We start from the raw sequence: 22,756 nt of genomic DNA, 5'->3' as shown, positions 1-22,756 counted from the left end.
CTGCGCCCTATGCCCGCTTGCGCGCGCGCGGTGTCGGCGCCTCGGTCTTGATCGCCGCCTTCCTGGCAGGGGCCTTCTTGCTCTCAATCTTCTTTTCCGCCGGCTTCTTCGTAGCGCTCTTCGCCGACGTCTTCTTTGCCGGCGTCGTCTTGGCTGGCGCCGCCTTGGCCGCCCCGCCGCTGCCGACCGATTTCCTGAGCGCCGCCATCAGGTCGATCACGTTCGAGCCCCGGCTTTGCGGTTCCTCGACATCTTCCAGGATCTTCTTGCCCTTGGCCTTGCTCTTCTTCGCGATGAGGCCCTTGAGCGCGTCGATGTAGCGATCGTGAAATTCGGCCGGATCGAACGGCGCGCTTTTCTTCTCGATCAGCGTCGTCGCCAGGTCGAGCAGGTCTTCGCTGGGCGTTTCATCCGGGATCTCGTTGAAGTAGCTCTGCGCCTTCTTTACTTCGTCGGCATAGCGCAGCGTCTCCAAGACGATGCCCTTTCCGCACGGGCGCAACGAGACGAGTTGCTCACGTCCGCGAACCGACAGCTGGCCAAGGGCGATCTTCCTGGTCTTGCGCAAGGCCTCGCGCAGGACGACGAAGGCCTCGTCCGCCAGATCGTCGGCGGGAACGACGTAATAGGGCTTTTCGAAATAGAACACGTCGATTTCGTGCTGATCGACGAATTGCACCAGATCGAGCGTCTTGCGGCTCTCGATCTTGACCGCCTCGATCTCGTCTTCCTCAAGCAGGACGAAGTTGCCCTTGGACACTTCGAAGCCCTTCACGATCTCGTCGTGATCGACAGGACCGATGCCCTGCACGACCTTCTCGTAGTTGATCGGCTTGCCGGAGGGTTCGTGGATCTGGCGAAAGCTGATCGCCGCGCCGGACTTGGTCGCGGCATAGATCTCGACCGGGATCGAGACCAGTGCCAGTCGTATCTGTCCTTGCCAGTAAGCCCGTGCCGCCATGTCACCGCTCCTTTGCAGCGAGTCCATAGCTCACGAGGCCGTGGAGGGTTCCCGCCGTCGCATCCGGCCCGGCGCTATCGAGGGCGGAGGCGGGTACGGCGCGCAATAAAGTCCGGAACGGCGCCTCGTGAGGCGCGGTTGATAGCGCCGTCCCGGAGAGAACGTCCGACTATCTTGCCGGATCGCCCTATCTCGTGAATTCAAAACCTCGTGAACTCAAAACTCCGTGTGCGCCGGAAGCGTCGACCGCCGGCGAAGAACCAACGCGTCAGTCCCGCGGGATCACCCACCGGATCGTGCCGGAGTAGGCCCCGGTCACCTGGCCGCCGGATTCATCCATCGCCGGATCGAACTGGGCCCGTCGTGCCACCAGCCTGCATGTCGCCGCATCGAGATCGGCCGATCCGCTCGATGTCGTGATGCGGCAATCGGCCACCCGGCCGTTCGCCCCGACTGCCAGTTCGAACCGGACCGTGCCTTGCTCACCCCGACGCAGCGAGGCGGACGGATAGTCGCTGGTCGATACCCAGCCGCCCGGTGCACCGCGTGGACGGACGCCGCGCGCGACGAACTGCGGCCTGTCCGGCGTCGCCGAGGGAGTGGAGCCGGGGCCCGCCTCGAAATCCGTATCGAAAGGGCGTAGCGGAAAGTCGATCCGGAACGCGTCGTCGGCAAACTCGGTCCGGGTGGCATCGACCGGCGGTGCGACCCGCGGGGGGGTGGCGCTGCTGTCGATCACCTTCTCGACCCGAACCGCTTCGGGCGGAGGTGATGGTGTCGGCATCGGTTCCAAGGGGATGCTTTCCCCCTTGATCACGGTCACGACGTTCTTGACGTAATCCACCCCAAGGCCTGTCATCAGGGCGTAAAGCGCGATGCCATGCAGGCCGGCGACGGTGATCACCGTCAACGCCCTGCCTTTTCCAGGCATCCTATCGGCATGAGCCATAAGGACATCCTCTCCATGCCGGGGCTTCTCGACCTGCATTTTGTCGCAGCGGAGCCTCGATCTATGGAGAGGCTATCATAAATCGCCGGTTCACAAACTGCTTTTTACTAAGCCAGGCAAGTATCGGGCGTATTTGTTGTGTGAGCCCCGATCCAAGTACCTATTGCGCTGCAGCAATCGCCTTCTGCCGGCGCCGTTGTACGGAGCTGCCAAGCCCGATCGCTTCGCGATACTTGGCGACGGTCCGGCGGGCCAGATCATAGCCCTGCGCCTTGAGAAGATCGACCAGCGCATCGTCCGAAAGGATCGCCTTGGGCTGCTCGGCCTCGATCAGCTTGCGGATCGCGGACTTTACCGCTTCGGCCGAGGCTCCCTCGCCGCCAGGCGTGGAAATGCCTGATGTAAAAAAGTATTTCAGCTCGAACGTGCCGCGCGCGCAGTGCAGATACTTCGCCGAGGTCACCCGGCTGACGGTGGATTCGTGCATGCCGATGGCGTCGGCGACCGTCCGCAAGGTCAGCGGCTTGAGGTGCGACACGCCATGGCGAAAGAAGCCCTCCTGCTGCTTCACCAGTTCGGTCGCGACCTTCAGGATCGTCTTTTGCCGCTGGTCCAGCGCCTTCAGCAGCCAGTTCGCATCTGCGAGCTTCTCGGACAGCCAGCCGCGCGACGTCTTGTCGGGGCAACTGCTCTTGAGCTCGACATAATAACTGCGGTTGACCACCAGCTTGGGCAAAGTCACTTCGTTGAGCGAAATCTTCCAGCCGCCATCGCGACTCGGGTCGATCAGGATGTCGGGCGTCACCGCTCCACCGCTCTCGCCACCAAAGCGCAGGCCGGGCTTGGGATCGTAGGCGCGAAGCTCGCCCATCATGTCGGCGAAGTCTTCGTCGTCGACGCCGCACATCTTGCGCAAACGCGGGAATTCACCGCGCGCGACCAGATCGAGATTGTCGATCAGCCGCGCCATGCAGGGGTCGTAGCGATCCGCCTCGCGCGCCTGCAAGGCGATGCATTCCGAAAGCGTACGCGCGCCGACGCCCGTGGGATCGAGCGACTGGACAAGCGCCAGCGCCGCCTCCCCCTCGGCCAGCGGAATCCCGAGATCCTCGCACACTTCTCGCATCGGCACAGGCAGGTAGCCGGCATCGTCGAGCAGGCCGATCAGGTACCTGGCGATGCCGGCCAGATGGTCGTCATGGGCCACCAGCCCGATCTGCGCCTCGAGATGCTCGGCCAGGGTCGCCGCCGATCCGCCGCGCTCATCGATGCCGGGGCCGTCCTCGCCCCCACCGAGCCGGATTTCGCTGCTCCACGAGGCATCGAGCGTTTCACCGATCGCCCCATCGCCGGTATCGCGCTCCGGCCCGGCGGCGGCCGTGTCGATGTCGAGCGGGCGATCGTCGGCGCCGCGCCCTTCGCCGATCAGCCGGTCGACCGAGGATGTCTCCAGCGCCGTCGTGCGGACATCGGCCTCGGGCAACCGATCCGCCGCCCCCGGCTCACCCGGTTCGCTGCCGATATCGAGCAGTGGGTTGGCGGCGATCGCATCGCCGATGAAGGTTTCGATCTCCAGGTTGGACAGCGCCAGCAGCTTGATCGCCTGCTGCAGCTGCGGCGTCATCACCAGCGACTGGGATTGCCTCAGGTCGAGGCGCGGCCCCAAGCCCACCGCTCAGCTTCCCGTGCTGACGGGCCTCGCAGCGTGAAGCCCCGATGTCGCGCCAGGCCCCGAGACGACCCGCATCACAGCGTGAAGCCTTCGCCCAGATACAGCCGCCGCACGTTCTCGTCCGCGACCAGAGCCTCGGGGCTGCCCGCGAACAGCACCTGACCGCCGTAGATGATGCAGGCCCGATCGACGATATCGAGAGTCTCGCGCACGTTGTGATCGGTGATCAGCACGCCGATTCCGCGGGTCTTGAGATCCTTTACCAGATCGCGGATGTCCGAGATCGACAACGGATCGATGCCCGCGAACGGTTCGTCCAGCAGCATGATCGACGGCTTGGCCGCCAAGGCCCGCGCGATTTCGCAACGGCGGCGCTCGCCGCCCGACAGCGCCATTGCCGGGCTGGCGCGCAGGCGGGCCAGGCCGAACTCGTCGAGCAGGCGTTCGAGATCGGAGGCGCGCACGTCCTTGTCGGGCTCGACCAGTTCGAGCACGGCGCTGATGTTCTGTTCGACCGTCAGCGCGCGAAAGATCGAGGTTTCCTGCGGCAGATAGCCCAGCCCGAGAATCGCGCGCCGGTACATCGGCAGGCGGGTGACATCGAAGCCGTCCATCAGGATGCGCCCCGAATCGGGCCGCACCAGACCCATGATCGAATAGAAGCAGGTCGTTTTGCCCGCACCGTTGGGGCCCAGCAGGCCCAGCACCTCTCCCTTCGCCACCGAAAGCGAGATGTCGGTGAGTACGGCGCGCTTGTCATAGCTCTTGGCGATCGAGATCACTTCGAGGCCGCCGTTCAATGCGAGCGACGCGGCATCGACGGCATCGGGCATGGTGGTGGCGGTGTCGGTCATGACCTCGCGGTTTAAGGAAGGTGTTTCGGGCAGGCAAGAAAGCTTTTGGCCCATCCGATGCATGGTGCCGTCGATCGCCCCGGTCCAAACCCTTCCACGCCGCCGCGCGACCAGCGTCCTGCACGCTTGATCCTTGCGCGGTTGAGTGATCTATTGGTCAAAAATCGACGGCAGCAGCCCGCGACAAGGGGACGGGAGATGGTTGAATTTCGGCATCGCGGTCAGGCCGTCGGCGCGCAGGCCGACGCCCCACCGGTGGACTGGCGCCGCCGGATGAGCGATCATATCGCCTATGCGCTGCTGGTCTATACCGCCTTGCAGATCTTCGTGACCGTCGGCGCGCTCAAGACGGAGGGCGGATCGCTCCTGCCGTATCTCGCATTGGTGATCCTGGTCGTGTCGATCATCCCGGCCTGTCGCGGGTTCGAGGCGCGCTGGAACAGGCTGAGCGATGCCGAGGCGCACGATCCTGCCCGCGCTCCCGAATTTCGGCGCGACCGCCTGGCGCTGTGGCTGCTGGCGATCGGTCTGCCGTTCGGGTTGACGGCGCTGTTCAAGGGCATGGCGCTGGTGTTCGCCTAGTTCCTGCAGCGGATTTCGATGCGGCCATGGCGCGCTCATCATTGCAGCGTGGCCTTCGCGACCCTAGTTCGGCCCGGCACCGCCCATGCCCGGCGCCGCGCAAGGAGTCCCGACACGATGCTGAGCCCCGAAGCCGCCACCGACCGCGCCGCCGATCTCGTCGCGCGCGCCCGGCAAGCCGGCGCGGACGCGGCGGATGCGGTCTATTCCGCGAATGCATCCGAAGGCATCCAGGTGCGCCTGGGCAAGCTGGAGGATGTCGAACGCTCCGAAGGCGAGCACATGGGCCTGCGCGTGTTCATCGGGCAGCGATCGGCCAGCATTGGCTCGTCAGACCTCACCCCGGCCGCACTGGACGAACTGGCGACTCGCGCGGTGGCGATGGCGCGCGCCGCGCCCGAGGATCGCTTCGCCGGGCTTGCCCCGCCTGACCTGCTGACCCACGCGCCGTTCGCTGACTACGACTTGTACGACCCCGCCGATCCCGGCGCCGAAGCACTGCGGGCGGCGGCCGAAGAAGCCGAAGATGCGGCGCGCGCGATCTCGGGCGTGACCAATTCCGACGGCGCCAGCGCCAGTTCCGGCTTCAACGTCTTCGCGCTCGCCACCAGCCATGGTTTCGCCGGCGGCTATCGCGGGTCGAGCCACTCGATCAGCGCCAGTGTCGTCGCGGGCGAAGGCGCGGACAAGCAGCGCGACTCCGCATGGCGACAGTCGCGCCATCGCGGCGACCTGCCGTCCGCCGCCGGAATCGGCACCGAAGCGGGCGAGCGGGCCGTGGCGCGCCTGCGTCCGGGCAAACTGCGCAGCGGGCCGATGCCGGTGGTGTTCGATCCGCGCGTTTCCGGCAGCATCGTCGGGCACCTGATCTCGGCGATGTCGGGCAGCGCGATCGCCCGGCGCAGCAGCTTCCTGCTCGACAAGCGCGATGCCGACCTGTTCGATCCGTCGCTGCGCATCGTCGAGGATCCACATGCCCCACGCGGACCGCGCTCGCGCCCGTTCGATGGCGAAGGACTGGCGACGAATCGGCGCAACCTGGTCGAGCATGGCCGCGTCACCGGCTGGCTGATGGACAGCGCCTCCGCCCGCCAGCTTGGCGAGACCCCGACCGGCCATGCCGCGCGCGGCGGTGGCGGGGCGCCGGGTGTCTCGGTCGGCAACGTCCATCTGGCGGCCGGCATCCTGTCGCGCGATGCGCTGATCGCGGATATCGCCGATGGCGTGCTGGTGACCGAGCTCATCGGCCAGGGCGTCAACGGCGTGACCGGCGATTACAGCCGGGGCGCCAGCGGCTTTCGCATCATCGACGGTCGGATCGCCGGACCGGTGGCGGAGTTCACCGTCGCGGGTAACCTGCTGGCGATGTTCGCGCGGATGATCCCGGCCGATGATCTGGAATGGCACCGGGCGATCAACGTGCCGACGCTGCGGATCGAAGGCATGACCGTCGCCGGCGATTGAGGCTGGCGCCGCCGGGCCGGCCCTGCGAGGGCGATCAGTGCAGTCGTGGCGCTGGCGCATCGCCAGGTCGGCGCGGCGGCGCGGCGGCGCGCCCCTCGTCGGCGAGCAGCGCGGCGGCGTTCGCGGCGAGCAAGGCCAGCGCCGGGGTCGCCGCTTCGGCGGTCGCCTCCTCGGATCCATCCGCGAAGACGGCCGAAGCGATCGACAACCCCGAAGCGCCCCGCGAAATCAGGAACGGGCGATCATGGCCCAGGATCAGGAACGCCGCGCTTTCATAAGCGCCACATGCGACCATCGCTTCCAGTGCGGCGTGATTGGTTCCCGGACGCAGCACATAGACGGCTTCGGCCAGACGGATCGCCTGCTCGGCTGGCGAACTTGCGACGCAGTCGTGCAGGAAGTCCTGCAACACACGGGCGCGGGCAGACCGGCGCGGGATTGGCCGTTCGATCATGCAATTGGCTTTCTTGAACGTTGCGACCTTGGCGGCTGCCTCGGCGTGGCAGCCGCCCCAGTCAATCGTGCGGCGGCGGCGATTGGCGGGCCGTCCCGCAACGTGACACCACCGCGCCGGATTTTACCGAGGGTCTTGTCGCGTCAGACAGCACGTTGCGGCAACAGCACCTTGGCCGCGGCCGATCCGACCCCATCCAGCTTGGACTTGAGCTGGGCCTGATGCCGGGCATGACGCAGCGCCAGCCACGCCAGATACGGCGCGCAGAGAAAGCGCAGGGCGATCGAAGCGATGGTAATGGCTGAAAGCACCGCGAAATTGACGCCGACGCGGTTTGCGGCCGCGGCGGTCAGCACCGCGAACATCATCAGGCCGACGCCGATCAGCGTCTCGGTCAGCGAATCGGCGAGGATGGAGCCCTGCTTCGCCTTGAGCGCGAACTTGGGCGTGCGGCGCCAGGCGAGCGGCTTGCTCGACAAGCCCGCCACGCCGGCCTGCAACACCGTGTAGGTCAGGGCGTTGCGCGCGATCTCGCCATGCAGCATGTCGGCGATCTTGGTGGTTCCGGTCAGCTTGTAGCGATGCCAGATGCCCACCAGCCAGGTTGCCGTGCCCAGCAGGAACAGAATCCAGGCCGGGTCGGGCACCACGAAAGGCTCCATGACGCCGGTGAACAGGGCGACCGCCAGACCGGCGAAGCCCAGCAGGCTGCTGATCATCGCGAACAGTACCCGCAGCGGCGCCATGCAGCGCAGCACTTCGAGCAGCTTGGTCCAGCCGGGGAGCGGTGGGGCCCACGGTGCGGGCAGGAACAGCTTCCAGTGGCGGCGCAGCTGCTGCACCGGACCCGCCGTCCAGCGGAACCGCTGCTTCTTGTAGTCCGAGAAGGTCTCCGGGATCAGGCCGCGTCCGAACGTCTCGCCGATGTAGAGGCCGGAATAGCCGATCGCACGCAGGCGGACCGAGATCTCGGAATCCTCGGTCAGGCACCATTCGGCCCAGCCGCCGGCCTCGACGATGGCCTTGGCGCGGATGATGCACATCGTGCCGATGGTGAAGGCGCCACCGTATTCGCTGACGCCGACCATATCGACCTTGTTGCTGGGCATGTACTCCCAGTAGCAGGAGGTCAGATAGGCGCTGCCCTCGTAATCGCGATAATCATGCGGCGTCTGGACATAGCCGACGCGCGGATTGCGGAAAAACGGCAGCAGCCGCGCCAGGAAGTCCGGGGTGGCGAGGTAGTCAGCATCGATCACCGCGACGAATTCCGCGTCGGGATGCATCACGTCGAGCAGCCAGTTGAGCGCGCCGGCCTTCGCACCGGGCAGCGGCGAGACGTGGAAGAAGCGGAAGATCTCCTTGCCGGCCGCGGCATTGAGCTGCGCGCAATACGCCTCCAGCGGGCGCCACAGCGCCTCGTCCTTGGTGTTGTTGTCGCAGACGAGCACTTCGAAGTCGTGGTGGTCGAGCGCGGCAAGGCGGTCCATCGTCGCCATCACCACTTCGGGCGGCTCGGCATAGCAAGGCAGCTGGATGGACACCTTCTGGTCGCGCGGCAGCGGCGCCCCGTGCGGCGCGTCCATCGGCTTGCGCCAGGATTCATGCGTAAGCACCGCATCGCGCGCGATGCGCTCGGCAAAGCCCAGACCATAGAACACCGCACCAAAGATCATGCCGGAACCGGCAAGGAGCAGCGCACTGTCGGGCAATCCCGACTCGCCCAGGAACAGCGCCGTCCACACGAAGCCGACCATGAAGCCCAACAGCTCGGTCGTCATCAGGATCGCACCGGGAACGTTGAGGCGCGGCACCAGCCGGCACAGCGGCCAGGCGCAGGCCACGAACAGGATGATCACCGGCACCATGTGCGAGAGTCGCCCGCCCATCAGCAGCGTGACGGCTCCGGCCAGCAGCGTACCGACGATGGCGCTGCCGAGCACCACCTGGCCTTCGTGCGATCCGATCCGCTCGTACCGTGCAGGCGCCACCACCGCGCGGCTGATCATCAAAGAAGACAACAACCCCATGACCACGATGAAATACATCGCGGGATCAAGATCGGCCCGAGTTAACATCGACAAGTCCCCAGCTCCAATTCATTCCGCGATAGCGCGGGTCAAGTCTCCAGCAGTTGTGGGTCGCCGCCCTGCTCTGCTTATATATTGGCAAGCCTCTCGGTTCTTCGCTGCATATGCGAATGCGCCAAGCCGGTATATAGAACCGCCGGACTGACCCAAAAAAAGACCAGAGACACCTTGCAAAATGCGATCGGGGGCTGGAATCATCATCGATGAACCGAAGATGAAGCCGTGACAAGGCTTCGCGGGGCACACCCTCTTGCAATCGGGCGCGCAGACGGTCATCGCGAACCGGCAAAACGCCGAAACGGGAGGTTGGTCGGATGGATTCAGCAGCAGTGGTCGCAGCCGCGCGGGAGCGTACCGGCCTGACCGATTTCGGCGACCCGTCGATTCTCGAGGGTCTGGACGTGCTTTGCCGCGCCTACGAGAACGAGGCCGGGTTCAGCGAGCGAGGCAAGGCCATCGCCGAGAACGAGCTGGTCACCCAGCTGGCCAATCGCATGAAGGTGGAAGACTGGCTGGCCCGTCATCCCGAGCTGCTCGATCGTCCGGTGGAACGGCCGCTGTTCGTCTTCGGCCTGCCGCGCACCGGGACGACGCTGGCGATCAACCTGCTCGCCGCCGACCCGGCGCACCGCAGTCTGCTGCGCTGGACCGCCTACGATCCGGTCCCGCCGCCACGCCCCGAAGAGTTGACCGCCGGCCCGCGGTGGAAGGCGATGCAGGACAAGACCGAAGCCTCGCTGCAGTACATGCCCGAGATCGCCTCGATCCATTACGAGGATGCGCATAGCCCGACCGAGTGCCAGTTCGCGATGGCGCCCTCGTTCTGTGCGCAAGTGTACGAATCGCAGGCCGACATCCCCAGCTATCGCCAGTGGCTGTTCCACGAGGCCGACTATGTGCCTGCGTTCCGCTATGAAAAGCGGCTGCTGCAGGTGCTGCAGGCCGAGGCTCCGGGGCGCTGGATGCTCAAGAACCCATGGCATCCGCTGTGGCTGAATGCGCTGACCGAGGTTTTCCCCGACGCGCAGCTGGTGATGACCCATCGCGACCCGGCGGACGTGCTCGGATCTATCGGCAGCCTGATCCAGTACGTGCGCCAGATCTATGCGGAAAAGGTCGACCTGCACCGCATCGGCGAGACGTTCATGGAAACGTTCCGGATCATGATCGATCGCCAGCAGGCATTCCGCGATGCACGTGGACCCGATGCGATCCACGACGTCCAGTATGCCGCGATTTGCCGCGATCCGCTGGGCGAAGTGCGCAAGATCTACGAGCGGTTCGGCGAGACGTTCACGCCCGAAGCCGAAGCGGCGATGCACGCCTACATGCGCGACAATCCGCAGGGCAAGCATGGCAAGCACAGCTATTCGCTCGAAACCTATGGCCTGACCCGCGAAGGCGTGCATGAAGCGTTCGCCGACTACATCGAGCGCTACGACATCCCCATCAAGACCACCGCAGGCTGAAACAAGGCGTCGCGGCCACGCGGCGGGGCAGCGTCCCGCGCGTTGGCCCGCCGCCCGGTCGCGGAAAGAGGACACGGCTTCTCACCCGCCGGCGAGCGCGGGATAACGCCAGGAAAGAGACACGGCGGACGTTGCGGCCGGCGCGGTGTGCCTGGCACGACAGGCTTGGCTCGCCTTCCATCTTGCGACTGGCTGACGGGGGAAGCGCGTAAGCGGACCGCCAGCTCGACCTTCTTGTCATGCGAAGCCCCGGCGGCGACAGGTTCGCAAAAACGCCGCCGGTTTGAACGATCGGGAGAGCCTGCGGACGTACCGCCGGATGCCGATCGTCAGCCATCGCATCGGGTGCAGGCGCCCGTCTGTGAAGCGCCGGCCGCACGGTGCGGGTTGGTGTCGAACAAGGCCCTGTCCGCCCGCACCCGCCGTTTACCGGATCAGGCCGAGACCTGCTCCAGTGCTGCAGCATATAACCTAATTGGTTCTATTTGTCAAGATCGCCGCGTATCGTCTATTCGACGCTGACCAGCCCGGGCCGCTCGGCACCCATGCCGGAAAAGCCGATCGAATAGCCGCCATCGACCGGCAGGATCGTGCCCGTCACATAGGCGGACTCGTCGCTGGCGAAGAACAGCGCGGCGTTGGCGATGTCGCGGGCGAAACCCCAGCGGCCCATCGGGATGCCGGCGAGCATCGGGAAACCCTCTGGCGGGACATCGTGGGTGGCGGAGGCCGGAACCAGGCCGGTCCACATCGTGCCGGGCGCGATCGCGTTGACGCGGATGTTCTTGTCCGAATAATCGAGCGCGGCGACCTTGGTCAGCTGGTTCACGCCGGCCTTGGCAGCGCCATAGACGCCGTGATGCTTCCAGCCCACGATGCCCGAGGCCGAGGTGGTGTTGACGATCGAGCCGCCGCCAGTCTTCAACATCGACAGGATGCCGTACTTCATCCCCAGGAACGCGCCGCGGATGTTGGTGGCGTGAACCTTGTCCCAGGTCTCGACCGTCTGATCGGCCAGCGCCGCCATCGGACCGCCGAAGCCGGCGTTGTTGCACAGCACGTCCAGCTGGCCGAAGGTCTCCTCGGCCTTCGCGATCATTGCCTTGATATCGTCCTCGTCGGAGACGTCGCAGCGGATGCCGACCGCGCCGTTGCCAACGGCCGCCGCGACCTCGTCCTGCTTGCCCGAGATGTCGGCCAGCACCAGCCGCGCGCCCTGGGCGGCGAACAGCTCGGCCATCGCCTTGCCCATGCCCGAGCCTGCGCCGGTGATGACGGCGACTTTGCCTTCGAGTCTTCCAGCCATGTCGTCTCTCCTGTGTCTGTTATCTCAAGCCGACGTGTCGATCGTCGGGCGCACGGTGATCTCGGAAATGTTGGTTCGGCGCGGCATCGCCAGGATAAAGACGATCGCCTCGCCGATGTCGCTGGGCTTCACCGCGCCGTCCTTGCTGACGTGGGCGGCGATCGCCTCGCGCCAGTTGGGGTCCTTGATGCCGCCGGCGACTTCGGTTTCGGTGGCGCCGGGCATCAGCGTGCAGACGCGGATGTTCTTGTCGCCCAGTTCCTGGCGGATGCCGTCGGTGAACGAATTCACCGCGCTCTTGCTGGCCGAATAGGCGCTGGTCATCGGACCGCCCTTGCGCGCTGCCAGCGAGGAGATGGTGATGATGTCGCCGCCGCCTTGCGCGATCATGATCGGCACCGCCTCCGCGCACGTATAGACCGTGCCGAGCAGGTTGATGTCCATCACCGAGCGATACAGATCGGTATCGGCGCCGATGATCCCGCCTGCCTGCATCACGCCGGCCGAGTTGATCAGCACGTCGATCCGCCCGAACGCGGCGACGGTTTCGGTGACGGCGCGGCGCGCATCGGCCTCGACCGCCATGTCGCCGGGGATCGCCAGCGCCTTGCCGCCCAGCGCCTCGATCTTTTCGACGAGGCCTGCCAGCCGCTCGGCCCGGCGCGCCGACAGCGCGACGGTGGCACCGGCTTCGGCGAGGCACAGCGCAGTCGCTTCGCCGATGCCCGAGCTGGCTCCGGTGACGAGCGCGACTTTGCCTTCAAGCAGCTTCGACATGATCTTAACATCCTCGGTTCGCATGGCTCCGGCTTCTTACACGGACGCCTATAAAGTATCCAATCGCTGGCCCGTGACACGCGTCATGTCAAGCGATCTGCTGAACACCTGTTCAATTTATTGGCGTCGCGTATACCATCATGCGATCGCCAGTACGCTGCGGTGGATAAACCGCACCAGGTCCGCCTGCCCCCGCGCACCGGTCTTGGCGTAGATCCGCTTGGAATAGGTCCGCGCCGATTCCACCGTCAGCTTGAGTTCGCCCGCCGCCTCGGTGATCGACATGCCCCGGCTCAGCGCCAGCGCGAGGCGCGCCTCGCTGGGGGCGAGATCGAACAGCTGGCCCAGCTGGTCGCAGCGATCGGCGGAGGACCAGTTGTCGGCATGGACATAGGCGACGATCGCGGGCGCGGCCTGCATCGTTCCCATGCGCTGCGCCGAGGCGACCAGCAGCAGGTCCAGCCATGGCTCACGGCTGAGCACGATTGCGCGCGGGCGGCTTTGCGCATCGCCCAGCAGGCCACCGATGGCCTTGACGATCTCGGCTCTCAAATTCGGATCGCGCGCGGTCAGCCGGCCATCCTTGCCGCGGGTCAGCGTGCCGCTGGCGGCGAGCAGTTCCGCGCCGGTGTAATCGGTATCGAGAATACGCCCGTCGGCATCAAGCGTCACCCAGCCAAAGTTCATCCGCCGGATCGCCTCGGTGGCGACCGACGCGCCCATCCGCTCACGCTCCAGCGCCACATGCCCGCGCATCGCCGCGCGCAAGTACGGCGCCAGGTCCGCCAGCAGGGCGTCGACTTCGGGCGCGAAGTCGCCGGTGCGCCGGGTGATGGTGATCCAGCCGCTGACGCCGCCCGCCTCTTCCACGCGGATCATCCGCATGTGGTTCATGCCGCTGGGTTCGAGCAATTGCGCCAGGTACTCGCGGTGCGCCGGATCCTCGAACTGCAGCAGTTCGTCGAGGGCATAGACACGGCCCTCGACCATGTCGTGATAGGGCATCGGATCGGAGCGGTAGAGTTCCTCGCGGTAGCGGCGCGAGACCGGCGGCGGCGAAGGCTCACCGGCATAGAGGTGGATCACGCGGGCTTCGGGCGTGCCGAACGGCAGCGGCCGAAACACCAGGCTGGCGTAATCGCCGGCGACGCGGACCTTCAACCGGTCCAGGAACGCCGACCAAGGCGGGCGCTCGACCATCCCCGCGATCAGCGGCTCGACCAGCGCGGCGGCGTCTTCTCCACAAAGCATCGTTCTATCCCCAAATGGGAATTCTCTTGGCACGCGGCCTAGACCACAACCGGCGGCCTGACAATCGCGTCCAACTAGAGGCGCGAACCGGGAGAGGATCGCCGCACATGCCGCTGAACATGCCCGTCCAGCCCGCCGCGTTCCTGCGCACCACGCTGCCGCTGGGCATCGACCTGGCGGCGGAGTACGACTCCGGGCGGTACCATTCGATCTGGCTGCCCGATCACATGGTCAGCTTCTGGCCGGACTCGATCTGGACACCCGAGTTCACCGATCTCGCCACCGCCAGCCCCAGCCCGCACCGCCACCTCGACGGCATGGCGGTCGCCGCCGCTGCCGCGGTGCTGACCAGGAACACGCCGCTGGCGACAACGGTGATCGACACCGTGCGCCGTCATCCCTCGCTGCTTGCGCAGTCGGCGCTGACGATCAGTCACCTCTCCAAAGGCCGCTTCATCCTGGGCCTGGGTTCGGGCGAGCTGGAGAACACGGTCCCCTACGGCTTCGACTTCCGCAAGCCGGTCGGCCGGTTCGAGGAATCGATCAAGGTCATCAAGCTGCTGTGGCACTCGGACGGTCCGGTCGATTTCGAGGGCGAGTTCTACAAGCTGGAGCACGCCCGGCTCGACACCGAACTGTACGACGGCAAGGCGCCCGAGATCTGGACCGGCGCTGCTGGCCCGCGTATGCTGGGCATCACCGGGCGCGAGGCGGATGGCTGGTGGCCGGCGGGTTCGTGGACGCCCGAGGACTATGCCGCCAAGCTCAAGGTGATCCTGGATGCCGGCGAAGCGGCGGGCCGCGACATGAGCCACTTCACGCCCGCGCTCACCCAGATCTGCCTGATCGGCGAAGAGGACGAGATCGCCGACATGCTGAACCAGCCGATGGTCAAGTCGATCATCCTTATGCTCAACGCCAAGGATCTCGCCAAGTTCGGCTACGAGCACCCGATGGGCGCGGAGTGGAACGGGATCATGGACTTCGACCCGCACATCCTGACGCGCGAGCGGATGATCGCGTTCTGCGAGGCGCTCGACACCCGCATGATCCGCGACATCCTGCCGGTCGGCACGCCCGCGCAAGTCGCCGCCAAGCTCAAGGGCTTTGCCGACGCCGGCATGCGCGTTTACAAGCTGATGGACTATGGCGCGATGGGCGGCATGCGCTTTGGTGCCAAATCGGCCGCCAAGGTACGCGAGACCGAAGACGCGATCCAGGCGCTGGTGGCGGCGTGACGGCGCTCGACCCCGCAGCGCTGCTGGTGCGGGCTGAAGCGGAGACCGGGCTGTCCGACTGGGCGGACGAGAGCTTCCCCGATCGGTTCGCCAAGGCAGTGGCGCACATCAACACCATCGCGATGGACGACGCCGGACGCGCGGCGGCGGCGCAGAACATCCACTGGCTGCTGACCGATCGGCTCAAATTCTTCCAGGACCGCAAGGACTATCCCCTCGCCGACGAAGTGATCGACCGCCCGATGTTCGCCACCGGCGAGCCACGCTCTGGCACCACCCTGATGCACGCGCTGATGAGCGTCGATCCGGATGCTCGCGCCCTACGCTTCTGGGAAGTGATGCACCCCTCGCCGCCGCCCGGCACGGTGTCGGGCGATGACCCGCGCCCAAATGATCCAAGAAGGGCGCTCGCAGACGACGAGTGGCGCGAGATCAACACCAAGATGGCCAAGTGGCTCCACTGCCATCCTTACAACGACATGCTGGGCGATGGACTGCCCGAGGACGAGCGCACCTGGGCCTTCGACTTCCGGGTGATGACGCCAACCGGCTGGTGGCGCGTGCCGATGCAGAACCTCTCGCTGGGCCTACCGAGCGATCCGGTCGCGCAATACCGCATCCACAAGGCGATGCTGCAGGCGTTCCAGTACAACCGGCCGGCGAAGTACTGGGTGCTCAAGGGCTTCCACACCATGCGGCTGGACGCGTTCTTCGCCGCCTATCCCGACGCGACGCTGGTGTGGCTGCACCGCGACCCGGTAATGGTCGCGGCCAGCTCGACGATGATGATGTCCGACATCATGGAAGGCATCGTCGGCAAGATCGATCTGGTGAAGGAAGCCCGGATGCACCTCGAACGCGTCCGCGCCTCCATCGCCAACACCATGACGCACCCGCTGGTGAACGACCCACGCATCCACCACGTCCGTTACCACGATTTCGTCGCCGACCCGATCGCCACGGTGCGCGGCTACTACCATTTCGCCGAACGCGATTTCACCCCGCAGGCGGAAGCGGCGATGCGCGACTACCTCGCCAACAACCGCGGCGACCGGCACGGCAAGTTCCACTACTCGACGCAAGTTCTGGTCGACGCCGGCTACGACATCGCCGCGCTGAACGACGAGTTCGCGCCGTTTCGCGAGCAGTTTGGCGTGCCGATCGAGGTGCGCAAGGCAGGCTGATGCACCCGCGCGTGTGCCTCCACCAGGTCGGGTTCCTGAGCGAAAGCACCCCCGCCTTCGTGCAATTCTGCCGTGAGATCGGCGTCGCGCATATGACGCTCGCCAACCCGCACCTGCTCGGCCCCGACGTGCTGGACGCCACCATCGCCGCGCTAAAACCGGGCGGCACCGCAGCCACCAACCTGACCCAACCCTTCGCGCACTACCCCGACCTCGAAGCTGATACCGGCGGCGCGGCTCCGGCGCTGAACGAGGCCATCGAAGCCGCCGCGACGCTCGACGCGCCGAACCTCTACATCGTCACCGGCGGACGCGGTTCGCTCGACTGGGAAGCCGCCGCCGCCCGCTGCGCCGAACTGATCGCGCCATGCCGAGACCTCGCCGAACAACTCGGCGTCACGCTGATGGTGGAAACCGCCAACCTGCTCAACGCCGACATCCACATCGCCCACACCCTCGACGACACCATCCGCCTCGCCGAGATCGCGCAGATCGGCGTCACCATCGACCTCGGCGCCTGCTGGTTCGAGGCCAACCTAGCCGACAAGTTCCGCCGCGCGATGCCGCTGACCCGCCTCGTACAAGTGAGCGACTACGTGCTCGGCGACCGCTCCACGCCTTGCCGCGCGGTGCCGGGTGATGGCGTCGTGCCGCTCGAACGGCTGCTAGGCCAACTGCTCGACCTCGGCTACACCGGCGTTTTCGACCTCGAGCTGACCGGCCCGCGCATCGTCGAGGAAGGCCACCGCGCCGCCTTCGCCCGCGCCGCCGAAAACCTCTCCGAAATCCTCGCCCGACTGGGAGCCTGACGCATGGCCTATGGCGACGGACCCGCCGATGCCGACCTGAAGCTGGCCTGGGAGCGCTTCTGCGACCGCCTCAAGCACGCCGGCACCTACGCCTTCAAGGACGCCAACCCGCCCGCGCCGATCCACCGCGCCGACGCCTTCCGCTTCCTCACCCAGAACCTGGGCCAGGCGTTCGACCTCGCGCTGGAAACTCGGGACCCGGCGTTCCCGCAGATCCACTACTTCACCACGCCGACGATGAAGCTGGGCGGCGACGTGTCGGACTTCACCTATCGCCAGGCCTGGATCTCGGGCGAACACACCTACCGCATCACCGGTAAACGCGGCACCGCCCGCTGGCTCAACATCACCGTGCAAGGCCCCAGGCCGGCCACGATCCCCGGCACCGACTTGCCCCCCCTGCACGAACCCTTCGGCGACGTGCCCGAGTGCAACATCCTGGGCTCGCAGCTGGAAACCGACGCCGACGGCAACTTCGAACTGATCGTCGGCGGCGATAAGCGTGACGGAAACTGGCTCCCCACCACCCCCGGCAGCCGCAAGCTGTTCATCCGCGAGGCCTTCGACGCCTGGGGCGAGACCCCCACCGCGCTCACCATCGAACGCATCGGCATGGCCGAGCCGCGCCCGATGGCCAGCCCCGCCCAGATGATCGAGGCGTTCGACTGGGCCGGCGAGTTCATGACCGGCCTGATGCGCGACTGGCCCGAACACGCCTGGCTGACCTCGGGCGGCGTCGTCGATCCCAACCAGCGCAACCAGTTCCCCGCCGACAAGGCCGCCGACACCGCCGACGATGCCAAGCGCGGACGCATGGCCGCGCACATGGTCTGGCGCCTCGCCCCCGACGAAGCCCTGATCGTCGAGATGCCCGCGCACGACGGCTTCTGGATCTTCGGCATGGGCGGGCCGTTCGTCGGCTCGATGGACTTCCTCCACCGCCCGACAAGCTACACGCCGGCACGCACCCGGGTGGACGCGGACGGCGTGGTCCGCCTCGTCCTCAGCCACGACGATCCCGGCGTGCACAACTGGCTCGACACCCAAGGCTTCAGCGACGGCAACCTGACCTACCGCAACCTCATGAGCCGCAATCGGGCGACATTCGCAACCAGATTGGTCAAGCGCGCCGACTTGGCAAACCACTTGCCACCCACCACGGTCAGGGTCACCCCCGATCAGCGCGCCGCCATGCTGCTGGACCGCTATCGCGCGATCAAGCTGCGCTTCGGCATCTGATCGCGCCAAACCGCTTGCACCAACCCGTCTCCCCCGGTAAACGCGCCGCCTGCCCCGCGATCAGGGCACGAAGATTACCAGGCCGCTTTAGCTCAGCTGGTAGAGCATCGCATTCGTAATGCGGGGGTCACAGGTTCGAGTCCTGTAAGCGGCACCACCTTCCTAGAGGCACTTCGACAAGGGTATCCGGCACTGACCGGCGGAAGGGCCTTTGGCTTGGGTAGAGCTTGGGTCCTAGCTGGGGCGGCTTTGGCAGGAATTCGCGACCGCCGCAGTTTTTGAGTGACCCTCGCATCGGATGTGCGAACGCCACCTATCGAACGACGCCGCACTCAGGCAACATGGTCGGCGGAGCAGGCGCCGCGACTATCTGAAGGCCTTTCCGGAACGTTTATCCTGCCGCGCTCGATCTGGTGCTCGAGTTCCGAGTTCAGCCCGAAGCCGAAGACAAGAGGATACCTCGATCGGCACATCCCTCAGGCAAGATCACGACCTTCAGGGACAAGCCCTCTCGGTGTAAACGAGATGCTCTACCAACGGCGCTAACGCCCGGCATTCCGGAACCGCGCATTTACTCGGTCTAGCGCTCTCATCAACCGGGAGCTTCGCGGATCAGAGCGGGGTCAAACGAAATAGATCGAAGCCTAGCATATTTCACATATTCGCTACCGCGTTCATGGGCGATCCAACACTTACCTATAACTCGGGGGCGGCGTTGATGTCGGCCAACGCCCGATCAACCGTCTTCAAGATACCACTCACCGCGCAACGTGCTCGTCATCCTCGTCCAACCACGGCCAGGATACTGGCTCAACATTGCTCCCTGTCCTTAAGATCGCTGAGAGATCCATCACCAACGTTACGTGCTGACCCGTCATCACGGCAATGTGCGATCTTTAGAGACCCGCCGATCGAATATGCGCCAGATCGCTCGAGCTGTGCGATCCTTTGCGCTTGCCTCAAGCGGGAAACGGTTTACACATGCTCTCTTCCGGTTGACACTAGACAGTAAGAAAGTGCTTTAGGCATCATGATGGTTGACACTCGCGACATTATTGAACTTTGTGAATCTGCATTAGCGGCGGATTACACGCGAGTTCGTCGCGCTGGAAACCGACTGGCGAAAGCCCTGATCCAAGAAGATCCCGAGGCAGCAAAGGCGATCAGAACGGCACTCAGGCGGCAAGGCGTTCCGCTGCAGGCTTCCGGATACGCGGAGCACCTGCCCAGGGATGGTAGCTCACGACTGCCGCTGATTCAGGAAGAGAATTGGCCTACTAACCCCCTATTCTTAAATAGCGATGCAGCGCGCGTGGTCTCTCGTTTCTTGGAGGATTGCGCTCACATTGAGCGCCTCGCCGCCAACGGTGTGTCGACGCGACTAGGCTTGTTGGTTCACGGTGAGCCCGGCGTGGGAAAGTCGCATCTAGCGGGCCATATAGCTGCGCAGATGCAAGCTCCGCTTCTCGTTGCCAGGCTGGATTCGCTTATCTCTTCCAAGTTGGGTGATACTGCCAAAAATATTCGTACCGTATTTGACTTCATTCCGCAGCGCCGCTCCGTGCTTTTTCTAGACGAAGTTGATGCCTTCGCAAAGGTGCGCGACGACAAGAACGACCTTGGTGAATTGAAGCGAGTCGTTAACACCGTCCTACAGGGGCTAGACTCTCTTCCTGACGAAGTTGTAGTCATTGCGGCGACAAATCACTCGCACTTGCTTGATCCTGCAATCTGGCGACGGTTCCCCTACAAGGCGGACTTGCGGATGCCCGATTACGAAGTGCGTACCGCCATGTGGGGCTATTACCTATTCTCTGATGCCGCCGAACGGATCGCTGACGCTGAAGTTCTGGCGAAGGTATCGGCTGGTTTGTCTGGCGCTGACATCGAAAACATCGCGTTAGCAGCAAAGAGACGCACGATTATTGATGGCGAGGAGCCGCCATTTGCCAGCATCGTGTTTGCTGCCGCACGGTCGAAGCAGGCATCGCCCAATCTCTTGGACCAAGTAGCACTATCACACGAAGATCGTCGCACTTTATCTGCTCTCCTGAGAGACAAGGCGGCCATGGAGGTAACTACAATTGCACGTGTTGTCGGAGTGAGCCGACAGATGGCTCATCGATATTTAAAGGAGCATGCAGATGGCGAGTGACGAAAGGCGCCCGGTTCTCAACCCTGTCCTTCGTTTTCTGAAGGATCCGAAACCGAAAAGCGTAAGCGGCGGTGGAAAGAACGCGGACAGCATTCGGGTAAGCCGGTTGGAAACCCAGCGGCTGTCGCTTGCCAACGATCTCGACGAGATGATCGAGATGTCCTCGGATCAGCCCTCCTTCTCAAACAAGAGCGTTATATACGCATCCATGTTTGACGACTCTCTAGCGCCAAGCTGGACACCAAACGATTTGTTTGCGCCAGAACGGGGCGCGAGGATCATCGCTCCGTTCCGCAACGGATATTTGGTAGAGATTGAACAAGAGGCGCTAGGTGCCATTTCAAAAGTGGTTAGCACCGGAAGCCGCACCACCGACCTTGTAGACATATCGAGAGTCGAGACCATCCGCTTCTTCGACGATGATGATCCGGCGGGCGAGTACACTGTCGATGAAACTTGGGCGGTCGCACCACAGACTGGAAAAGGCCGAGCATTTCTCATTTGGCTAATGCCATTTAGTGATGAGGGTGCCGGAGAAGAGCTGCTGAGTACTGTTCTCGAGTTGCGGAACCGCTCCATCTTGTCAACGCCTTCAGCATTTGGACAGCTCGACCTGAATCTTGAGGGTGCGCCTCAGGCCGTTGTTCGCGCGCTCCGCGCGAGCAGTGTTTCAGATAGCATTGGCACCGCGGCTCGCCTCTATCGTCAAACCCGCCGCGCCAGTGCTGCTGTTGTCGTACCGTCACGTGCGCACCTGGCCGAATTGGTAGCATCCGGCACAGTCTTTCGTCTCGAGCCGGTGCGCTCTATATCCTCGACGGCACCAGGCACGGGCAATGAGCCTACCCGCCCGCTTCCATCAGATCTCAAGCTTGCACCCGTGGTGGGGGTGATCGACGGCGGCTGTACGGCAACGTCATATGTCTCAAGCGCGGAAGCCTGGCGCGCACCACCGTTTATCTTAGATGGTCATGCGGATCATGCGCACGGCAATCAGGTTACATCCCTTGTGGTGCAGGGCCATGATTGGAACAATCAGCTAAGCCTTCCCCCACTCTACTGCCGAGTTGGTACAGTTCAGGCAGTACCAAAAAGGGAGAGTGGTGCCGTTGTAAATCCTAGTGAGTTAGTGGCCTACCTCGACGGCGTTATGACCGCCTACCCAGAAGCTAAAGTCTGGAATCTCTCGTTCAATGAGCCAGCTCCTGGATCCCTGGAGGACGTCAGCTACCTAGGGCATCAAATCGCCCTACTCGCACGCAAGCACAAAATCTTGCCGGTAATCTCGGTTGGGAATCGCCCGGGTGATCTGTTGCAGCCTCCTGGCGACTGTGAAGCAGGGCTCACCATTGGTGGGCGCGTGCACGACACTGAAGGAGTTCCTGCGCGTAGTTGCCCGGTTAGCTTGCAAGGTCCTGGTCCTGCTGGGATGCTGAAGCCCGAAGTCTCCAACTTTTCGCATGTCCGTGTGATCGGGGGAGTTATTACAGCCGGCTCGAGCTTTTCCGCCGCTCTCACCTCGCCGCTGGCAGCACACTCCTTCCAGCAACTTCGAGATCCTAGCCCGGATTTGGTCAAAGCCTTGATTCTCCACCGATCGGCAGAGGGAGCGTTCGACAGGTCCATCGGATTTGGAACTCCATCGACAACCGCACCATGGTCCACAGCCCCGGGGTTTGTCACGCTACAATGGACGGCTTCACTCAAGCCTGGAGCTGCGTACTATTGGGAGTTGCCGATCCCAGAATCATTGCGTCGGACTGGCAAACTCAAAGGTGTTGCACACCTGACTGCCCTGCTGAACCCCCACCCATTAGTGTCCGATTTCGCAGGTCAGAATTACTTTAGCGCCCGACTTGAAACAGCGCTTCAATGCGAGCGGCACGGGAGGGCCGTCAACCTCCTGGGGTCGCTTCAATCAGGAAAGCAAACCGAGGAGGAGGCAAGAACCCTTGATCACAAGTGGTGCCCTCTCAGACATCACTCCAAACAAATGAATGGCGTCACCTTCGAAGGCGACAGCGTAAAGATCTATGGCAGGGTTTTTACAAGAGATCTTTATATGTATCCTTACGGCTCCAACGAGGAGGTCCCAGCGCTAGACGTAGTCTTCGTCCTGACGCTGGGCACCGGTAATCCTGAAGACGATCTCTATGGTGAGATTCGCTCTGAACTGGGCACCTTTGTGGAAGTCGGCACTGTCGACATCGATCTCGACGTCGAAAGCTGATGTTCTAGGAACGTTCGCGGGTACCTGCCGCCTGTGACGACGTAGTAGTCGGAATCCGTCGCTGGCGCCTTG

Annotated in this window: 18 protein-coding genes and 1 tRNA gene; 10 read left to right on the top strand and 9 right to left on the bottom strand. The window is 64.3% G+C overall.

Translation table 11 applies throughout. From position 1 onward, the window contains the following. Positions 1 to 7: 7 nt before the first annotated feature. From ku to lptB, 4 genes are all read right to left on the bottom strand, one after another. Complete coding sequence (gene ku, locus ACXJ1Z_RS08180) at positions 8 to 961, bottom strand: non-homologous end joining protein Ku (RefSeq protein WP_463780925.1); 954 nt, start codon at positions 959 to 961, stop codon at positions 8 to 10. 268 nt (positions 962 to 1,229) lie between these two features. Continuing rightward, positions 1,230 to 1,865 (bottom strand): energy transducer TonB, encoded by a 636-nt coding sequence (locus ACXJ1Z_RS08175; protein ID WP_463781200.1) that lies wholly within the window; start codon positions 1,863 to 1,865, stop codon positions 1,230 to 1,232. Between the two features lie 205 nt (positions 1,866 to 2,070). After that, on the bottom strand, positions 2,071 to 3,582 hold the full coding sequence (rpoN, locus tag ACXJ1Z_RS08170; RefSeq protein ID WP_463780924.1) for an RNA polymerase factor sigma-54: 1,512 nt from the start codon (positions 3,580 to 3,582) through the stop codon (positions 2,071 to 2,073). A 74-nt stretch (positions 3,583 to 3,656) separates the two neighbouring features. Further along, the gene (gene lptB, locus ACXJ1Z_RS08165; RefSeq protein ID WP_463780922.1) at positions 3,657 to 4,436 is read right to left on the bottom strand and encodes an LPS export ABC transporter ATP-binding protein; all 780 of its coding nucleotides are present in this window, start codon (positions 4,434 to 4,436) and stop codon (positions 3,657 to 3,659) included. 198 nt (positions 4,437 to 4,634) lie between these two features. Here lptB and ACXJ1Z_RS08160 point away from each other — a divergent pair, with 198 nt between their 5' ends. Further along, positions 4,635 to 5,018, top strand: coding sequence for a hypothetical protein (locus tag ACXJ1Z_RS08160; RefSeq protein ID WP_463780921.1), 384 nt, complete (start codon positions 4,635 to 4,637; stop codon positions 5,016 to 5,018). 117 nt (positions 5,019 to 5,135) lie between these two features. Next, positions 5,136 to 6,482 (top strand): TldD/PmbA family protein, encoded by a 1,347-nt coding sequence (locus ACXJ1Z_RS08155; RefSeq protein ID WP_463780919.1) that lies wholly within the window; start codon positions 5,136 to 5,138, stop codon positions 6,480 to 6,482. A gap of 34 nt (positions 6,483 to 6,516) precedes the next feature. Here the strand turns inward: ACXJ1Z_RS08155 and ACXJ1Z_RS08150 are convergent, their stop codons facing one another. Further along, positions 6,517 to 6,936 (bottom strand): hypothetical protein, encoded by a 420-nt coding sequence (locus ACXJ1Z_RS08150; protein WP_463780918.1) that lies wholly within the window; start codon positions 6,934 to 6,936, stop codon positions 6,517 to 6,519. 143 nt (positions 6,937 to 7,079) lie between these two features. Further along, on the bottom strand, positions 7,080 to 9,014 hold the full coding sequence (locus ACXJ1Z_RS08145; protein WP_463780917.1) for a glycosyltransferase family 2 protein: 1,935 nt from the start codon (positions 9,012 to 9,014) through the stop codon (positions 7,080 to 7,082). Positions 9,015 to 9,340: 326 nt separating this feature from the next. On the opposite strand from ACXJ1Z_RS08145, the gene ACXJ1Z_RS08140 reads away from it, so the two are divergent. Then, positions 9,341 to 10,495, top strand: a complete 1,155-nt coding sequence (locus ACXJ1Z_RS08140) for a sulfotransferase family protein (protein WP_463780915.1) — start codon at positions 9,341 to 9,343, stop codon at positions 10,493 to 10,495. Between the two features lie 508 nt (positions 10,496 to 11,003). Here ACXJ1Z_RS08140 and ACXJ1Z_RS08135 read toward each other — a convergent pair. From ACXJ1Z_RS08135 to ACXJ1Z_RS08125, 3 genes are all read right to left on the bottom strand, one after another. Beyond that, positions 11,004 to 11,801: an SDR family NAD(P)-dependent oxidoreductase gene (locus ACXJ1Z_RS08135; protein WP_463780913.1), complete on the bottom strand. Its 798-nt coding sequence runs from the start codon at positions 11,799 to 11,801 to the stop codon at positions 11,004 to 11,006. Positions 11,802 to 11,825: 24 nt separating this feature from the next. Next, the gene (locus tag ACXJ1Z_RS08130) at positions 11,826 to 12,578 is read right to left on the bottom strand and encodes an SDR family oxidoreductase (protein ID WP_463780911.1); all 753 of its coding nucleotides are present in this window, start codon (positions 12,576 to 12,578) and stop codon (positions 11,826 to 11,828) included. A 138-nt stretch (positions 12,579 to 12,716) separates the two neighbouring features. Continuing rightward, entirely contained in the window at positions 12,717 to 13,829 is a 1,113-nt protein-coding gene (locus ACXJ1Z_RS08125) for a helix-turn-helix transcriptional regulator (protein WP_463780909.1), read from the bottom strand. Between the two features lie 107 nt (positions 13,830 to 13,936). Here ACXJ1Z_RS08125 and ACXJ1Z_RS08120 point away from each other — a divergent pair, with 107 nt between their 5' ends. From ACXJ1Z_RS08120 to ACXJ1Z_RS08090, 7 genes are all read left to right on the top strand, one after another. Further along, positions 13,937 to 15,067: an LLM class flavin-dependent oxidoreductase gene (locus ACXJ1Z_RS08120; RefSeq protein WP_463780907.1), complete on the top strand. Its 1,131-nt coding sequence runs from the start codon at positions 13,937 to 13,939 to the stop codon at positions 15,065 to 15,067. Continuing rightward, positions 15,064 to 16,251, top strand: a complete 1,188-nt coding sequence (locus ACXJ1Z_RS08115) for a sulfotransferase family protein (protein ID WP_463780905.1) — start codon at positions 15,064 to 15,066, stop codon at positions 16,249 to 16,251. The genes ACXJ1Z_RS08120 and ACXJ1Z_RS08115 overlap by 4 nt, the downstream gene beginning before the upstream one ends. 92 nt (positions 16,252 to 16,343) lie before the next feature. Further along, positions 16,344 to 17,060 (top strand): sugar phosphate isomerase/epimerase family protein, encoded by a 717-nt coding sequence (locus tag ACXJ1Z_RS08110; protein WP_463780904.1) that lies wholly within the window; start codon positions 16,344 to 16,346, stop codon positions 17,058 to 17,060. 3 nt (positions 17,061 to 17,063) lie between these two features. Continuing rightward, positions 17,064 to 18,299: a DUF1214 domain-containing protein gene (locus tag ACXJ1Z_RS08105; protein WP_463780902.1), complete on the top strand. Its 1,236-nt coding sequence runs from the start codon at positions 17,064 to 17,066 to the stop codon at positions 18,297 to 18,299. Positions 18,300 to 18,380: 81 nt separating this feature from the next. Continuing rightward, a tRNA-Thr gene (locus tag ACXJ1Z_RS08100) sits at positions 18,381 to 18,456 on the top strand. A gap of 873 nt (positions 18,457 to 19,329) precedes the next feature. Further along, positions 19,330 to 20,454, top strand: coding sequence for an AAA family ATPase (locus tag ACXJ1Z_RS08095; RefSeq protein WP_463780901.1), 1,125 nt, complete (start codon positions 19,330 to 19,332; stop codon positions 20,452 to 20,454). Continuing rightward, on the top strand, positions 20,444 to 22,684 hold the full coding sequence (locus ACXJ1Z_RS08090; RefSeq protein WP_463780899.1) for a S8 family serine peptidase: 2,241 nt from the start codon (positions 20,444 to 20,446) through the stop codon (positions 22,682 to 22,684). Before ACXJ1Z_RS08095 ends, ACXJ1Z_RS08090 begins: the two co-directional genes overlap by 11 nt. Positions 22,685 to 22,756: the final 72 nt, after the last annotated feature.

Source organism: Novosphingobium sp. TK46, assembly GCF_055361525.1.
The sequence above is the reverse complement of the archived record's forward strand: the minus strand, read 5'-3'. Positions and strand labels throughout refer to the sequence as shown.

Bases quoted from the DNA above. Each gene is read 5' to 3' on its own strand.
- ku (WP_463780925.1), bottom strand. From the start codon at position 961: ATGGCGGCACGGGCTTACTGGCAAGGACAGATACGACTGGCACTGGTC.
- lptB (WP_463780922.1), bottom strand. From the start codon at position 4,436: ATGACCGACACCGCCACCACCATGCCCGATGCCGTCGATGCCGCGTCG.
- ACXJ1Z_RS08160 (WP_463780921.1), top strand. From the start codon at position 4,635: ATGGTTGAATTTCGGCATCGCGGTCAGGCCGTCGGCGCGCAGGCCGAC.
- ACXJ1Z_RS08155 (WP_463780919.1), top strand. From the start codon at position 5,136: ATGCTGAGCCCCGAAGCCGCCACCGACCGCGCCGCCGATCTCGTCGCG.
- ACXJ1Z_RS08150 (WP_463780918.1), bottom strand. From the start codon at position 6,936: ATGATCGAACGGCCAATCCCGCGCCGGTCTGCCCGCGCCCGTGTGTTG.
- ACXJ1Z_RS08145 (WP_463780917.1), bottom strand. From the start codon at position 9,014: ATGTTAACTCGGGCCGATCTTGATCCCGCGATGTATTTCATCGTGGTC.
- ACXJ1Z_RS08140 (WP_463780915.1), top strand. From the start codon at position 9,341: ATGGATTCAGCAGCAGTGGTCGCAGCCGCGCGGGAGCGTACCGGCCTG.
- ACXJ1Z_RS08135 (WP_463780913.1), bottom strand. From the start codon at position 11,801: ATGGCTGGAAGACTCGAAGGCAAAGTCGCCGTCATCACCGGCGCAGGC.
- ACXJ1Z_RS08130 (WP_463780911.1), bottom strand. From the start codon at position 12,578: ATGTCGAAGCTGCTTGAAGGCAAAGTCGCGCTCGTCACCGGAGCCAGC.
- ACXJ1Z_RS08125 (WP_463780909.1), bottom strand. From the start codon at position 13,829: ATGCTTTGTGGAGAAGACGCCGCCGCGCTGGTCGAGCCGCTGATCGCG.
- ACXJ1Z_RS08120 (WP_463780907.1), top strand. From the start codon at position 13,937: ATGCCGCTGAACATGCCCGTCCAGCCCGCCGCGTTCCTGCGCACCACG.
- ACXJ1Z_RS08110 (WP_463780904.1), top strand. From the start codon at position 16,344: ATGACGCTCGCCAACCCGCACCTGCTCGGCCCCGACGTGCTGGACGCC.
- ACXJ1Z_RS08105 (WP_463780902.1), top strand. From the start codon at position 17,064: ATGGCCTATGGCGACGGACCCGCCGATGCCGACCTGAAGCTGGCCTGG.
- ACXJ1Z_RS08095 (WP_463780901.1), top strand. From the start codon at position 19,330: ATGATGGTTGACACTCGCGACATTATTGAACTTTGTGAATCTGCATTA.
- ACXJ1Z_RS08090 (WP_463780899.1), top strand. From the start codon at position 20,444: ATGGCGAGTGACGAAAGGCGCCCGGTTCTCAACCCTGTCCTTCGTTTT.